This window comes from Microbacterium sp. LWO14-1.2 (genome assembly GCF_038397715.1).
Lineage (GTDB): Bacteria > Actinomycetota > Actinomycetes > Actinomycetales > Microbacteriaceae > Microbacterium.
This window is the reverse complement of sequence record NZ_CP151633.1, coordinates 33,228-47,076: the sequence shown is the minus strand read 5'-3', so window position 1 is coordinate 47,076 and position 13,849 is coordinate 33,228. Positions and strand designations below refer to the sequence as shown.

Below are 13,849 nucleotides of genomic sequence, written 5' to 3'. Positions count from 1 at the left end.
TGCGCTTCATCCACGCGAACGCTTTCCCTGAGCGATTCACAGCGGAATCCCAGCGCGCTCGAGAGGCTGGGAAAGGGTGCTCAGCGGCGCAGCGCAGCCAGGGCGAGATCGGCCCGATCGGAGACCACGCCGTCGACGCCCAGACCGGTGAGCCGGACCATGTCCGCGGGCTCGTTCACGGTCCAGACGTGCACTTCGACTCCGTGCCGATGGGCGGCTGTGAGCACAGCGGGCGTGAGTACCCGGACGGCGCCGTGGCGCTCCGGGATCTGCAGAGCATCGATGTCGCGGAGCACCCGCCCGGTGGGAAGTCGAAGCGCCGAGAGCGCCCGGAGTGCGGCGATGGTGCGGCTGCCGCCCGAGGTCGCGGGGCGGAGTCCGGCACCTGCCCGGAGCACCGACGCGATGGCAGCGCGGCGCTTGCGGTCGTCGAAGCTCGTGACCAGCACGCGGTGCGTGTCCTCGCTGAGGATTCCGCCGAGCGGCCCGACGGCTTCGGCGGTCTTGACGTCGATGTTGAAGCGGGTCGAGGGAAAGGCCGCAAGCGCCTCTGCCACGGTCAGCAGGCCGCCGTGATCGGCGAACATGCTCGCGAGATCCCTCGTGCGCACCTCGCGCACGAGGCGGGTGTCTCCGGTGAGCCGCTTCAGGGACGAGTCGTGGAAGAGCACGACGTCGCCGTCGGCGGTCACCTGGCAGTCTGTCTCGATGTACTCGGCGCCGGCGGCATGAGCGGCGGCGAAGGCGGCAGCCGAGTTCTCCCACACACCCGAGTCCTCGCCCTCCGCGGTGATGAGGCCACGGTGGGCGAGGACTCGCGGGTGTGCGGTCTTCTCGAAGTACGGGTGCGTCACGCGCCGGGCGTGCCGACGGGCGGTTGACCGGGCTTGGGCGTGAACGCGCTGCCGATCCCCTTCAGCGCCTCCGTGAGTTCGCTCGGGATGATCCACAGCTTGCTCGACTCGCTCTCGCTGATCTTCGGCAGCATCTGCAGGTACTGGTAGGCGAGGAGCTTGTCGTCTGGCTGCCCCTGGTGGATCGCGCTGAACACGTTCTGGATGGCTTCTGCCTCACCCTGCGCACGCAGCACCGCAGCCTGCTTGTCGCCCTCTGCGCGGAGGATCTCCGCCTGTCGACGGCCTTCCGCCTCGAGGATCTGCGACTGCTTGGAACCCTCGGCGGTGAGGATCGCCGCGCGGCGGTCACGCTCGGCGCGCATCTGCTTCTCCATAGAGTCCTGGATGGAGACGGGCGGGTCGATCGCCTTGAGCTCGACGCGTCCGACGCGGATGCCCCACTTGCCGGTCGCCTCGTCGAGCACGACGCGGAGCTGGCCGTTGATGTTGTCGCGGCTGGTCAGTGCCTCTTCGAGGTTGAGACCACCGACGACGTTTCGCAGGGTCGTGGTGGTCAGCTGCTCGACGGCGCCCAGGTAGTTGGCGATCTCGTAGGTCGCGGCACGCGCGTCCGTGACCTGGAAGTAGACCACCGTGTCGATGGAGACGACCAGGTTGTCCTCGGTGATGACCGGCTGCGGCGGGAACGAGACGACCTGCTCCCGCATGTCGATCAGCGGGCGCAGACGGTCGATGAACGGAACCAGGATGTTGAGGCCGGGCGTGAGGGTCTTGTGATACCGCCCGAGTCGTTCGACGACGCCGGCGGTCGCCTGGGGGATGATGCGGATGGATCGGGCCAGCGTGACCACCACGAAGATGATGATCGCGATGACGAGGATCCAGCCGATGGCGGCCGGGATGAACGAACTGTCGTTCACGGGGTGCTCCTAGTCGTTGACGGGTCGGACGGTCGCGGTGGCGCCGTTGATGGCGGTGACGGCGATCGGCGATCCCTGGGGGATCGGCATCGAGGTCGCCGTACGGGCGGTCCAGGTGTCGCCGTTGCTGAGCTTGACCTGTCCCGAGATCTGGGTGACGTCCTGCAACGCCGTGCCGCGGAGGTCGACGAGCGCCTCGACGTTCGATTTGGTCGGGTCCTCGCCCCGGTGGAGTCGCCGGATCAACGGTGGGCGCAGGAACAGGATGAAGAGCGCGGCTGCACCTGCGGCCACGAGCACCTGCACCCACACCGGCACGCCGAGGAAGTCGGTCACGAGCCCGATCGCACTGCCGAAGCTCAGCATCAGGAAGGTGAAGTCGAGGGTCAGCATCTCGATCACGAGGAAGAGGGCGATGAGGACCAGCCACCCCACCCATGCCCACTGATCGACGAACTGGACGAATGTCGCGAAGTTGTCCATGAGGCCTCCCTGTTGCGGTCAACCTATCACGCGGGGTGTTCGCCGCAGGGGTGTCGGACGCCTCCTTGCTAGTCTGAGGGGGCCGTGCGATCACGGCGATCCACGCACTTGAGGAGTCACCGTGACCGACGTTCTTCCCGCAGGTTCTCTCGACGGCAAGGTCGCCCTTGTCACCGGTTCTTCGCGAGGCATCGGGGCCGACACGGTGCGGTACCTCGCCGAAGCGGGCGCCGACGTCGTCATCAATTTCCGCAACAAGGCTCCGCGAGCCGAGAAGCTCGCCGCGCAGCTGCGCGAGCTCGGTCGTCGCGTGCTGACCGTAGGGGCCGACCTGACCGACCCCGCCTCGGTCGGGGAGATGTTCGACGCCGTCAAGGCGGAGTTCGGGCGCCTCGACGTACTCGTGCTGAACGCGTCGGGCGGCATGGAATCGGGCATGGCCGAGGACTACGCGCTCACCCTCAACCGCGACGCGCAGCTCAACGTCCTCGACGCCGCGACGCCGCTGCTCGACGACGGCGCCCGCGTCGTCTTCGTCACGAGCCACCAGGCGCACTTCATCCGGACGACGCCCACGATGCCGGAGTACGAGCCGGTCGCGCTGTCGAAGCGCGCGGGCGAGGATGCTCTGCGCGAGCGCATCCCGGAACTCGCCGAGAAGGGCATCGGCTTCACGGTGGTGTCCGGCGACATGATCGAGGGCACCATCACCGCCACGCTCCTGGAGCGCGCGAACCCCGGTGCGATCGCCGAGCGGCGCGAGTCGGCAGGCAAGCTCTACAACGTCTCGGAGTTCGCCGCGGAGGTCGCACGCGCCGCCGTCGACCCGGTGCCCGCCGACAACACCCGTCTGGTGGGCGATGTCAGCGGCTTCGCCGCCGAGTGACACCCTGGACATGAGAGAGGGCCCCGTCCGTTCGGACGGGGCCCTCTCTGCTCCTGCGGATGTCAGTTCACGGTGTCGGCGCGCACAGCATCCGCTGCATCCTTCGCGTCCTTGCCGATCGTGATCGCGCGGACGATCTGCACGATGCCCAGGGCGACGAGCGAGATGCCGAAGACCAGCCAGAGCACGGCAGCGGCGAACAGCGGCGAGAACAGGACGACGATTCCCGCGATGATGCTCAGCAGCGCGTAGAGGAGCGTCCAGACCCTCGAGCCGTCCTGTCCGAGCAGCGACAGCGAGACCACCCCGTCGACGATCCAGCTGATCCCGATGAAGATGACGACGACGAGAGCCAGGGTCGCCGCGGCGGCTCCGAGATTGGCGAAGGCGATGACGCCGGCGGCGATGTAGAGCAGTCCGAGGACGATGTGGCCGACTCGCGCCCACCCGCCCTTGCGGTGCGAGAAGATGCCGAGGCCGATGTAGACGAGCCCGGCGACGATCAGGTACGAGGCGAAGATGCCCGTGACGATCACTGCCGACTTCACCGGCCACACGAGCAGGACGATGCCGGCGATGAGTGCGAGCGCACCCGATACGGCGAGGGTGATGCGGATGGACCTGAACAGTGATTTCGCTTCGTTCGCGAGTGATTCAGACATGGTTGGGGACCCTTTCTGAGAAAACCCTGTGAGGGGTGGTCACAGAATATCGCTGAGGCGCCCGGAATGGGGGAGGAGTGCTCGCGGGCGACGCGGGAGTTCACGCGAGGCCACGGAGCGTCAAGGCACTATCGAGTGGTGACTTTCGACGAGGATGCCCGGCTCCGCGAGCTCGTCGTCATGCGCAGGGTTCGCGACCGCATCGACAGGGAGTATGCGAAGCCGCTCGACGTGGAGGCGCTCGCGCGCGGTGTGCACATGTCGGCCGGTCACCTCAGCCGCCGATTCCGTGACGCCTACGGCGAGTCCCCGTACTCGTACCTCATGGCGCGGCGCATCGAACGCGCCATGGCGCTCCTGCGGCGCGGCGACCTCACCGTGACCGAGGTGTGCTTCGGGGTCGGATGCTCGTCGCTCGGCACCTTCAGCACCCGCTTCACCGAGCTGGTGGGTGTCTCACCCCGGGTGTACCGTGAACGCGCCGCGAACGTCGACGGCATCCCGACCTTCCAGGCCAAACAGGTCATCCGACCGATCAGGAATCAAGAAGCACCCCGCACCGACGCGAACCTAACGTGAACCCATGAACATCAGCATCCACTACGCCTTCCTCCCGCACACGGATGCCGAGGCGGCCCTCGGCTTCTACCGCGACGCCCTCGGATTCGAGGTGCGCAACGACGTCGGCTATGACGGGCTCCGCTGGCTCACCGTCGGACCCGAAGGCCAGCCGGAGACGTCGATCGTGCTGCACCCGCCTGCTACCGACCCCGGTCTCACCGACGCCGAGCGACGCACCATCGTGGAGCTGATCGCGAAGGGGAGCTACGGCGCGCTCACGCTCGCGAGCGACGACCTCGACGGTCTGTTCGAGCGACTCGTCGAGAAGGGCGCCGATGTCGTCCAGGAGCCGATGGATCAGCCGTACGGCGTTCGCGACTGCGCCTTCCGCGATCCGGCAGGCAACCTGCTCCGTATCAACCAGGCCGGCTGAGCCCGCCCGACCGTTCGAGGAACCCATGACCCACGCCGCCGACGCCCACGACCTCATCCGCGTGCAGGGCGCACGCGAGAACAACCTGAAGGAGGTCAGCGTCGACATCCCGAAACGACGCCTGACCGTGTTCACCGGCGTCTCCGGTTCGGGGAAGAGCTCGCTCGTCTTCGACACCATCGCCGCCGAGTCGCGGCGCATGATCGACGAGACCTACAGCGCCTTCGTGCAGGGGTTCATGCCCTCCGTGCCCCGGCCGGATGTCGACGTGCTCGAGGGGCTGACCACGGCGATCATCGTCGACCAGGAGCGACTGGGCGCGAATCCGCGCTCCACGGTCGGCACGGTGACGGATGCCAACGCGATGCTGCGCATCCTCTTCAGCAAGCTGGGACAGCCCTACATCGGCGGACCCACCGCCTTCTCGTTCAACATCCCGACGCAGAGGGCGAGCGGGGTGATGACGGGACCGGGCGGCGAGAAGAAGATCGTCAAGGACGCGATCTATCTCGGCGGCATGTGTCCGCGATGCGAGGGCAGGGGAGCGGTCTCCGACCTCGACCTCTCGCAGATCGTGGACGAGTCGAAGTCGCTCGACGAGGGGGCCATCATGGTTCCCGGGTACACCGCCGACGGATGGATGGTGAAGGGGTTCTCCCAGTCGGGTTTCTACCCGGGCGACAAGCCGATCGCGGAGTTCACGGAGAAGCAGCGGCACCTGTTCCTCTACGGAGAGGTGACGAAGGTCAAGATCTCCGGAATCAACATGACCTACGAGGGCCTGATCCCGAAGATCACGAAGTCGATGCTGTCGAAGGATCTCGAGGCTCTGCAGCCGCACGTCCGCGCCTTCGTCGAGCGGGTCGCGACGTTCGCGACCTGCCCGGAGTGCGACGGCACCCGTCTCACCGAGGGAGCCCGGTCGTCGAAGATCGACGGCATCAGCATCGCCGATGCCTGCCGCATGCAGGTGACCGACCTGGCGGAGTGGGTACGGGGGCTCGACCTGCCCGGTGCCGGCCCGCTGCTCGACGCACTGCGCGCGAATCTCGACGCGTTCGTCACGCTCGGGCTGGGCTACCTGAGCCTGGAGCGCCCCTCCGGCACCCTCTCGGGCGGAGAGGCGCAGCGCATCAAGATGCTGCGGCATCTCGGCTCATCGCTCACCGACGTCACCTATGTCTTCGACGAGCCGACGATCGGCCTGCACCCGCACGACATCCAGCGGATGAACAGCCTGCTGCTGCGGTTGCGAGACAAGGGCAACACCGTCCTCGTCGTGGAGCACAAGCCCGAGACCATCGCGATCGGCGATCACGTCGTCGATCTCGGACCCGGCGCCGGGAGCGCCGGAGGGGAGATCTGCTTCGAGGGCACCGTCGAGGGGCTGAGGTCCAGCGGAACCCGCACCGGATCGCACCTCGACGATCGCGCGCAGGTGAAAGAGACCGTGCGCGAGAGGTCGGGGGTGATCGAGATCCGCGGTGCAAAGGAGAACAACCTGCAGGATGTCGACGTCGACATCCCGACGGGAGTCCTCACCGTCGTCACCGGAGTCGCCGGGTCGGGCAAGAGCTCGCTCATCCACGGCTCGGTGTCGAAGCGCGACGGCGTCGTCTCGATCGACCAGTCGGCGATCAAGGGCTCTCGGCGCAGCAACCCCGCCACCTACACCGGGCTGCTGGAGCCGATCCGCAAGGCCTTCGCCAAGGCGAACGGCGTCAAGCCGGCACTCTTCAGTGCGAACTCCGAAGGGGCGTGCCCCACCTGCAAGGGGGCCGGCGTGATCATCACCGAGCTCGGGTTCATGGACACCATCGAGACCCCGTGCGAGGACTGCGGCGGCAAGCGCTTCCAGGCCGCGGTGCTGGAGTACAAGCTGGGGGGCAAGGACATCACCGAAGTACTCGACCTCCCGGTGTCCGAGGCCAGGGAGTTCTTCTCCAACGGGGAGGCCAAGCTGCCGGCAGCGGCGGCGATCCTGGGACGCCTGGCAGACGTGGGGCTCGGCTACCTCGCCCTCGGACAGCCCCTGTCGACCCTGTCGGGTGGCGAGCGCCAGCGCATCAAGCTGGCCATCCAGATGGGGGAGAAGGGCGACGTCTACGTGCTCGACGAGCCGACCACGGGCCTGCACCTCGCGGACGTCCGGAACATCCTCGGACTGCTCGATCGTCTCGTCGAATCGGGCAAGAGCGTCATCGTCATCGAGCATCACCAGGCCGTCATGGCTCACGCGGACTGGATCATCGACATCGGTCCCGGCGCGGGGCACGACGGCGGGCGCGTCGTGTTCGAGGGAACCCCCGCCGAGCTGGTCGCCGCGCGCTCGACCCTCACCGGCGAACACCTGGCCGCCTACGTCGGGGCTTGACACGGACGTCGCGCCCCGAGCCCGAACAAGGAGAAGACATGTCCCTGGTGCGCGTGCACAACTTCACGATCTCGCTCGACGGTTACGGAGCAGGGGAGGGGCAGACACTCGAGGCACCCTTCGGTCACGCGGGCTCGCGACTGATGCAGTGGGCGTTCGGGACGCGCACGTTCCGCCGCATGGGGCTTCCGGGTGACGGACCGGGATCCGAGGGAGTCGACGACTCGTTCGCGCGGCGATGGAACGAGGGCATCGGCGCCGAGATCATGGGGCGCAACAAGTTCGGCCCTCAGCGAGGGCCCTGGACCGACGAGGAGTGGCGCGGCTGGTGGGGCGAGGAGCCGCCGTTCCACACGCCGGTGGTCGTTCTCACGCACCACCCGCGGAGCCCGATCGTCATGGGAGGCGGCACGACCTTCCACTTTCTGGATGCCGAGCCGGCCGAGGCGCTGCGCCGAGCCCGGGAGCTCGCGGGAGACGCAGACGTGAGGATCGGCGGAGGCGTCGCGACCGTGCGCCAGTTCCTCGCGGCCGATCTCATCGACCGCATGCATCTGGTCGTCGCGCCGATCGTTCTCGGACGAGGTGAGCGTCTGTGGGACGGACTGGAGGGACTCGAGGAGCGCTTCGAGATCGAGGCCACGCCGTCACCGCTCGGTGTCGTGCACCTCAACCTCACCCGGCGCGAGCGCTGAGAGGCGTCCTCAGGCGCGTTCTTTGTGAGCGACGATCGTGTACGTGGTCGGCACCAGGTCGCGTTCTGCTTCCGGCCAGGCGTATCCGCCGGGGACCTCGACCATGCGCGGGCTGAATCGCCAGGGGAGTGTCCGGCCCTCGTCGAAGTGGACGAGTCGGAGTCCCGCGCGGAGCAGCGCGCCGATGATCTCGGAGAGCGGATGCGGCCACTCGTAGGTGCGGCTGTGGGTCACGGTGCCCTCACCGGCGTACGTCGATTCGTCATCCCACTGCTGAGCACGACCGCTGCCGAAGTACGGATATCGGATCGCGAGTCCCGGCGCGTTCTCGTCGAGCGCGTAGAGAGCCGGGTGTCCGTCGCGGATGAAGAACGTGCCGCCGTCGCGGAGCAACCCGAAGACCTGTTCGGCCCACCGGTCCAGATCGTGCAGCCAGCAGATCGTGCCGATGCTGGTATAGACCACATCGAAGTCGCCGCTCACGGCGGCCCGGGCGTCGAGGACGTCCGTATGCACCCAGGTCGCCGTGACGCCCGTGCGTCGAGCGAGGTCTGCGGCGGCCGCCAGAGCGGGTTCCGAGAAGTCCACGCCGGTGACGCGAGCGCCGGCGCGTGCGAGAGAGATCGTGTCGGTGCCGATGTGGCATTGGAGGTGGCAGAGGTCGAGGCCGGACAGCGAGCCGTTCGGGAGGAACCGTTCGAGGACGGGGACATCGGCGCGGACGACGTCGCTGAGGTGCGACGGCTCGTCGAACGCCTCGAGGCCGTAGGCGACCTGGTGGAGTGGAACCCGATCGTCCCAGTTCTGCTGGTTGGCCTCGCGCGCGTCGACCCACGCCACGTCCACTGATTCACCGTCCACGGAGCGAGCCTACCGACCGTGACCAGAGAACGGAGGACTGGCACACGCCCGTATGAGAGCGTACTGAGTAGATACGACTAGATCGACCGGACGAGCGAGCCACCGCCGCCAGTGTCGTCCTATGCAGTGGTGGGCGGACATCTGGTACGGGGTGGGTAGTTTCTTTGGTTTTGACCGCGTCGAGTGGGGCAACGCTGCTGAGTGGTTCGGGTCCGTCGCGAGCGGTGCTGCGCTCATCGTCGCAGTCGTAGTTTTCGCGGAGGGACAATATCGAGACAGTCGCGCGGGCGCGGATGGATTTCACACCTCACTATGGTCTAGTAAGAGCCCCCTAAATCAGACGGGCTTGCCGAACGAACTCGTCGTTGACGCGAAGAACCTTGGCGGGACTCCAATCTGGATGCCCTCAGTTCTTGTGAGACGAAACGGAAATTTGAAGGGTTACTACCAGATCCCTCTGCACCCGACGGACAGACCGATGTTTCCTAGCGGATATACATCCCAGTACGGGATCTCCGTGGCCTTTGCGGGAGTCTCGCGCTCTCAAACCTTCGTTCGATTTCGGGACGGCCGTAATCGATGGTGGATTCGTGAGGTCGATAGCGGAAAGTACATCCGCGGATTGCGCAAGTGGTGGCTCAGCCGGCAATTCAGACACATCGAATTCACTTCAGACCGCATTCGCGAGATCGTCGCGATGGGAGCCAGCTCGTAAGCTCCGCTAGCTTGACTACTGAAACTTGATGCTCACGAAGGGTGCGAGCATCCGCTGCACCAGATCGAGCGCATCTCTCGGAGAAGTTGATTCTGCGTGAACGGCGAAGGTCGGCTCAGAGAGGAAGGCGGCGTCAACGATCAACAACCCGCGCTTCGACGTCGTTGACGGGTAAGCCGGGAGCTGAGGCATCAAGGCCGGGGGAGGGGTCCTCCGTCGGATCTCGGCACCGACCGACGTCTGGTGACTCTGCTCCGCGTGTGACCGAGCGAACCCACTCGGCGGAAGCCCAGCCTGTGCGGTACCTGTGGGCTCCCCGCCTTGTCGGGTCGGAGTCCGGCCCAGTGATCCTTCCACGCGCACTCGTTCAATGCGGGAATGTAACTGTCGTGGCCGCGAGCCACGGCGCCCATGATTGCAGCGATCTTCAAGGGTTGCCGGGCGGTGATCCTGGCGGGGTTGTCATCTCCGGGTCGCGGTGCGTCGTTTTCCCGTGGCGGGTGGGGCGAGAGCTCAGAAAGCGGAGCTGGAGACGCGCAGTGCCGGGACCGTGGAATACCGGAGTGAGCGCAGCGAGGGAGGATATGCCGCGAAAGCCCGGAACGCAGCGGTGGAGGCGTAGCTATCGTGGCGCAGCTCCGCACCGCCTGGGTATAACAACGCCCGCGGCTGCAGGCCGCGGTACGGGTAGAGGGATCGGCTGCGGTGCAGCCGTCGTCGAGGTGCCCTCCGTGGCGCCGCCGCCGGCATCCGCGCTGCCCCGGGCGCCCGACCTGTTGGTCGGTCACCCGGGGAGTCTCAGCCTGCCGCGCTGCCGTCCCCGTCGGGGATTATCCCGACGACCATCTCGACCGGCGAGAGGACGTATGCCCAGTCAGCGAGAATGCACAGGTAGCGACCGCGCGCGGCTGACACCACGTGCTCAAGTCGGTGAATCGTTCGGGAATACCAGAATGCTGCTCACGCAGGTATTTGTCCCCTATGGATCACCCGATAGTGTCACACGTGTCTGGACGTCAGACTGAAGAGACCGTCGAGAACATGGACGTGAAACGAACAATCGGAAAGGCTGCTGCTGCCGCTGCTATTGTGGCAGCGCTGGTGGGTGGAACTGCCATCCCGGCAAGCGCGGAAAGCGCCGGAGGAGGCACCTGGAACTATGGAGTTCAGGGCCTCCAGGCCTACAACTACTCCAACTACCACCACCCGAGCTACTACCACCGCGCCACGGCATGGGACGATGCAGGGAAGACGCGCGCCCGGGGCGAGGCTGGCCAGTGGGCGAACGCGTGGAGGAAGGCCGCCGCGTGGGGAAACAAGGCATCCTGGTACCACAACAACGGCGCCAGGGACCTCTAAGTTCTCGTTGACGAATAGATCAAATTGCACTGGGTGCAGGGACGCGCATTCATCCCTGCACCCAGTTTTCATTAGGTAGGAAGAATCTTGAAACGTAAGACATTTGCGGCACTTCTTGTAGGTACAATCCTTCTTACCGGTTGTAGCAGCCAGACTCAGACGGCCGACAACGAGACAGCGGCTTCGGGGGAAGCTCCCGCGTTTACAGGGCCATTTGCCGGGGAACTGACCCAGGCATGGATCGGATCCGACTCTGATTTTGTGCGAGGTGTTCTCGCCGATCAGCTTGTAGATGACCAAGAATGGGCGGAAGTCACAAGCAAGATGGAAGAGTGCTTCAGCGATCTCGGCAGAAAGTTTGAGGGATTCGCGAGCAACGGGTCATATTCCACTGGCCCTTTTTCGGCGACCGAACAAGAGACCGAAGAGATATTCACCAAATGTGAGAATTCCAGCGGTGAGACATGGTTGCACCCCCTCAAGCGATCAATGGAACACAACCCCGATAACGTAGCTTTCGAAGAAGTCATGACCGAGTGCCTTATTCGCAATGGGCTGATGCCGAAGAGCTACACGAAGGAAGAGTTTCTCGTAGACAACCCGAACCTCGATTTCCCGTTCATCGGCACCCCTGATGAACAGAAGTTTTGGAATTGCAACTCGGATCCGTCCTATGAGGCTGGAAGCAAGTGAGGCGCCCTTGGGGCGTAGCGGGACTTCTCGTCGGGCTAGTTGCGAGCTGACGGCTCGAACACCTCCGCAGTTCCGCCCTCGGCTTCCGCAACCTCAGCCACTACATCGCACGCAGCCTTCTCGAAGCCGGAGGATTCAGACCCCACCTACACCCTGGAATGCGATGAGCCAGTTACGTCACGGACGACCAGCGCGGGGATCCAAGGCTCGGCCAAGGCGACAGCGGAGGTCCGGTCTATGTATCCATCGGTGCCGGCGTGCAGGCGGCGGGATTCATCAGCGGCATCACCAACGGAAGCACGGCGTGGACCGGAGACATCAGTAACAAGGATTACCCGATAATGCACATTATGTCAACTTGAAGACGACATCTTGTCATTTATTGCGAATCCGCCGGTCTGCCGCCACTCCCCGTTGATGGACTGGAGTAGATCGAGTCTGAGGCTAGTTGGAGCTGCGATCTGGAGCAAGTTGGGGGCCCCGCCACCTGTCTGCGCCTTCCTGGACCCTTGAATTTACGCGGGTTGGCGCTCGTGGAAACTCACAAGTTGCGTGGTTCGCAGTTTATGCGATAAATTCCTGTTTTATGCAGGACTTTGATCCTGAGGATTCCCGGCAGCACGCGTCAAACCTCTTGCCCGGCGGGGTTGTCTACTTCGACGAGAAGGAAGCCGTGTGGCGCGCGATGCAGGCCGGGTGGGCTGCGCAACAGATGGCCCGAAACCTCTCTTCGGCCACGGTCGTTGGCCGTACTTCCCTCCTTAACCGCTTCTTCAAGTTCGCCGAGAAGTATCCCTGGCAATGGAACGTTGAAGACGTCGACAGCTTCTTCCTCGAACTCAGGACCGTGCGCCACGCCGCTCATTCAACTGTGTTGGGTTATCAGAACGCCCTTCGCATGTTCTTGGCCTACGTGACGGATGCGCGATACGGGTGGGTCGAAGAATGTGGAAAGCGCTTTGGCGAGCATCCTGCTCAGGTCTTCCACGAATGGAACACAGCGCGCCACGTTCAGGAGGCGATGGGCCGCCCTGGCAAGCGCCCGTACACACGTGACGAGCTGCAGGACCTGTTCGATTGTGCGGATGACCGAGTCGCGCGGATCCGTGAGTCCGGCAGCAAGGGATGGATTCCTGCTTTCCGCATCGCGACGATGATGAAGGTGGCATACGCCTGGGGGCTACGGCGTAACGAAGTGCGCTCTCTCGAGCTCGTCGATCTTGCGGCCAACCCTCAACATCGCCGAGCCTTCCGAAACGTCGGCTTCGTATACGTCCGCTTTGGAAAGGCGATGAGGGGTTCGCCTCCCAAGCGGCGAGCCGTCGCGACCCTCCCCCAGTTCAAATGGGCCGTCGACTGCGTCGAAGAGTGGCTCGAGGATGTTCGACCTCTAATTGCAGGCGCCGGGTCGATGAGTCTTTGGCCTTCCGAGCGTGGCGGTGGCCTTGCACCCATCACAGCGGACTCCGTCTCACGCATGTTCACTGCGGTCCGGCGAGAAGTCGGATTGGATGACGGACTCGACTTCCATTCACTGCGACGTTCGTACGTTACGCACCTGGTTGAGCTCGGGTACGACGCCTTCTTCATCCAGCAGCAAGTGGGACACGAGCACGGATCTACTACGAGCATCTACACTGGCCTCTCCCCCGACTATCGAGCTCGCATCGTGACTGACGCGATCGCGCGAATGGCTGATGAAATGGACTCTGAAGCCGACTAGAGGAGAGAGCAGCCATGGAGAAGAAGGTCACGCACACATGGAGACTGCGCGAGGTGATGGCCTCGCGAGGGCTATTTAACATCTCCGACTTGATCCCGATTCTCGTTGACTATGGCATTGAGCTGTCTCCCTCTCAGCTATATCGGCTTCTCGGCGGCTCGCCCGAGCGTATAAATCTCACTCTGTTGCACACAATTTGCGAAGCACTCGATTGTGAACTTACTGACCTGTCGGTGCGACAAGTTGTCGCGACCCCCACGAGGCTCAAGAACACCGGCACCCATGGCCGAACCAACGACCCGAAGCGCCCTCGCCGTGCGCGAATACACAGACCAGAATGAAGTTTCATTAGATGAGCAATACACGGACCGATCCCGCCTGTGCCCGATGCGACCGCGAGGAAGTCCGATTCGCCACGACCTGGCCCGAAGGACGGATCTGCCGGCGCTGCTATCAACGGGCGACCCGTATCCACGGCACCTGCCCAAAATGCGGTGTCAACCGCTTGTTGCCAGGACTCCTGGCGAGCGGGGAGCCGGCCTGCGTCGACTGCACCGGAATCCCCAAGGACTTCCACTGCTCGAGATGCGGGCGTGAGGACGAGCCTGTACGGCGAGGGCTCTGCTC

14 protein-coding genes are annotated in these 13,849 nt (G+C 64.8%); 9 read left to right on the top strand and 5 right to left on the bottom strand.

The window, feature by feature from the left end; translation table 11 throughout:
* Window positions 1-80: 80 nt before the first annotated feature.
* From MRBLWO14_RS00260 to MRBLWO14_RS00250, 3 genes are read right to left on the bottom strand one after another with little or no spacing between them, the layout of a single operon-like run.
* Window positions 81-854, bottom strand: a complete 774-nt coding sequence (locus tag MRBLWO14_RS00260; protein ID WP_341934501.1) for a glycerophosphodiester phosphodiesterase family protein — start codon at window positions 852-854, stop codon at window positions 81-83.
* The gene (locus MRBLWO14_RS00255; protein WP_341934500.1) at window positions 851-1,777 is read right to left on the bottom strand and encodes an SPFH domain-containing protein; all 927 of its coding nucleotides are present in this window, start codon (window positions 1,775-1,777) and stop codon (window positions 851-853) included. Before MRBLWO14_RS00255 ends, MRBLWO14_RS00260 begins: the two co-directional genes overlap by 4 nt.
* A gap of 9 nt (window positions 1,778-1,786) precedes the next feature.
* Entirely contained in the window at window positions 1,787-2,260 is a 474-nt protein-coding gene (locus tag MRBLWO14_RS00250; protein WP_341934499.1) for an NfeD family protein, read from the bottom strand.
* Window positions 2,261-2,381: 121 nt separating this feature from the next.
* Between MRBLWO14_RS00250 and MRBLWO14_RS00245 the strand changes: the two genes are divergently transcribed.
* Window positions 2,382-3,146 (top strand): SDR family oxidoreductase, encoded by a 765-nt coding sequence (locus MRBLWO14_RS00245; RefSeq protein WP_341934498.1) that lies wholly within the window; start codon window positions 2,382-2,384, stop codon window positions 3,144-3,146.
* A gap of 62 nt (window positions 3,147-3,208) precedes the next feature.
* Here the strand turns inward: MRBLWO14_RS00245 and MRBLWO14_RS00240 are convergent, their stop codons facing one another.
* Window positions 3,209-3,808: a DUF308 domain-containing protein gene (locus tag MRBLWO14_RS00240; RefSeq protein ID WP_341934497.1), complete on the bottom strand. Its 600-nt coding sequence runs from the start codon at window positions 3,806-3,808 to the stop codon at window positions 3,209-3,211.
* 180 nt (window positions 3,809-3,988) lie between these two features.
* On the opposite strand from MRBLWO14_RS00240, the gene MRBLWO14_RS00235 reads away from it, so the two are divergent.
* From MRBLWO14_RS00235 to MRBLWO14_RS00220, 4 genes are read left to right on the top strand one after another with little or no spacing between them, the layout of a single operon-like run.
* Window positions 3,989-4,387 (top strand): helix-turn-helix transcriptional regulator, encoded by a 399-nt coding sequence (locus MRBLWO14_RS00235; RefSeq protein WP_341936241.1) that lies wholly within the window; start codon window positions 3,989-3,991, stop codon window positions 4,385-4,387.
* Window positions 4,388-4,391: 4 nt separating this feature from the next.
* Complete coding sequence (locus MRBLWO14_RS00230; RefSeq protein ID WP_341934496.1) at window positions 4,392-4,802, top strand: VOC family protein; 411 nt, start codon at window positions 4,392-4,394, stop codon at window positions 4,800-4,802.
* 25 nt (window positions 4,803-4,827) lie between these two features.
* Window positions 4,828-7,176 (top strand): excinuclease ABC subunit UvrA, encoded by a 2,349-nt coding sequence (locus tag MRBLWO14_RS00225; RefSeq protein WP_341934495.1) that lies wholly within the window; start codon window positions 4,828-4,830, stop codon window positions 7,174-7,176.
* Between the two features lie 38 nt (window positions 7,177-7,214).
* Window positions 7,215-7,871, top strand: coding sequence for a dihydrofolate reductase family protein (locus MRBLWO14_RS00220; protein WP_341934494.1), 657 nt, complete (start codon window positions 7,215-7,217; stop codon window positions 7,869-7,871).
* Window positions 7,872-7,880: 9 nt separating this feature from the next.
* Here the strand turns inward: MRBLWO14_RS00220 and MRBLWO14_RS00215 are convergent, their stop codons facing one another.
* A complete protein-coding gene (locus MRBLWO14_RS00215; protein ID WP_341934493.1) occupies window positions 7,881-8,732 on the bottom strand; it encodes a class I SAM-dependent methyltransferase in 852 nt (283 codons plus the stop codon).
* Between the two features lie 1,720 nt (window positions 8,733-10,452).
* Between MRBLWO14_RS00215 and MRBLWO14_RS00210 the strand changes: the two genes are divergently transcribed.
* The 4 genes from MRBLWO14_RS00210 to MRBLWO14_RS00195 all read left to right on the top strand — a co-directional run bounded on the left by MRBLWO14_RS00210 (window position 10,453) and on the right by MRBLWO14_RS00195 (window position 13,563).
* Window positions 10,453-10,806: a lactococcin 972 family bacteriocin gene (locus MRBLWO14_RS00210; RefSeq protein ID WP_341934492.1), complete on the top strand. Its 354-nt coding sequence runs from the start codon at window positions 10,453-10,455 to the stop codon at window positions 10,804-10,806.
* A gap of 87 nt (window positions 10,807-10,893) precedes the next feature.
* Window positions 10,894-11,499: a hypothetical protein gene (locus MRBLWO14_RS00205; RefSeq protein WP_341934491.1), complete on the top strand. Its 606-nt coding sequence runs from the start codon at window positions 10,894-10,896 to the stop codon at window positions 11,497-11,499.
* 586 nt (window positions 11,500-12,085) lie between these two features.
* Complete coding sequence (locus MRBLWO14_RS00200) at window positions 12,086-13,222, top strand: tyrosine-type recombinase/integrase (protein ID WP_341934490.1); 1,137 nt, start codon at window positions 12,086-12,088, stop codon at window positions 13,220-13,222.
* Window positions 13,223-13,236: 14 nt separating this feature from the next.
* Window positions 13,237-13,563 (top strand): helix-turn-helix transcriptional regulator, encoded by a 327-nt coding sequence (locus tag MRBLWO14_RS00195; RefSeq protein ID WP_341934489.1) that lies wholly within the window; start codon window positions 13,237-13,239, stop codon window positions 13,561-13,563.
* Window positions 13,564-13,849: the final 286 nt, after the last annotated feature.

What these genes read in the sequence shown, in the direction of transcription:
- MRBLWO14_RS00250 (WP_341934499.1), bottom strand. Translation starts at nt 2,260, where the DNA reads ATGGACAACTTCGCGACATTCGTCCAGTTCGTCGATCAGTGGGCATGG.
- MRBLWO14_RS00240 (WP_341934497.1), bottom strand. Translation starts at nt 3,808, where the DNA reads ATGTCTGAATCACTCGCGAACGAAGCGAAATCACTGTTCAGGTCCATC.
- MRBLWO14_RS00235 (WP_341936241.1), top strand. Translation starts at nt 3,989, where the DNA reads ATGCGCAGGGTTCGCGACCGCATCGACAGGGAGTATGCGAAGCCGCTC.
- MRBLWO14_RS00230 (WP_341934496.1), top strand. Translation starts at nt 4,392, where the DNA reads ATGAACATCAGCATCCACTACGCCTTCCTCCCGCACACGGATGCCGAG.
- MRBLWO14_RS00225 (WP_341934495.1), top strand. Translation starts at nt 4,828, where the DNA reads ATGACCCACGCCGCCGACGCCCACGACCTCATCCGCGTGCAGGGCGCA.
- MRBLWO14_RS00220 (WP_341934494.1), top strand. Translation starts at nt 7,215, where the DNA reads ATGTCCCTGGTGCGCGTGCACAACTTCACGATCTCGCTCGACGGTTAC.
- MRBLWO14_RS00200 (WP_341934490.1), top strand. Translation starts at nt 12,086, where the DNA reads ATGCAGGACTTTGATCCTGAGGATTCCCGGCAGCACGCGTCAAACCTC.
- MRBLWO14_RS00195 (WP_341934489.1), top strand. Translation starts at nt 13,237, where the DNA reads ATGGAGAAGAAGGTCACGCACACATGGAGACTGCGCGAGGTGATGGCC.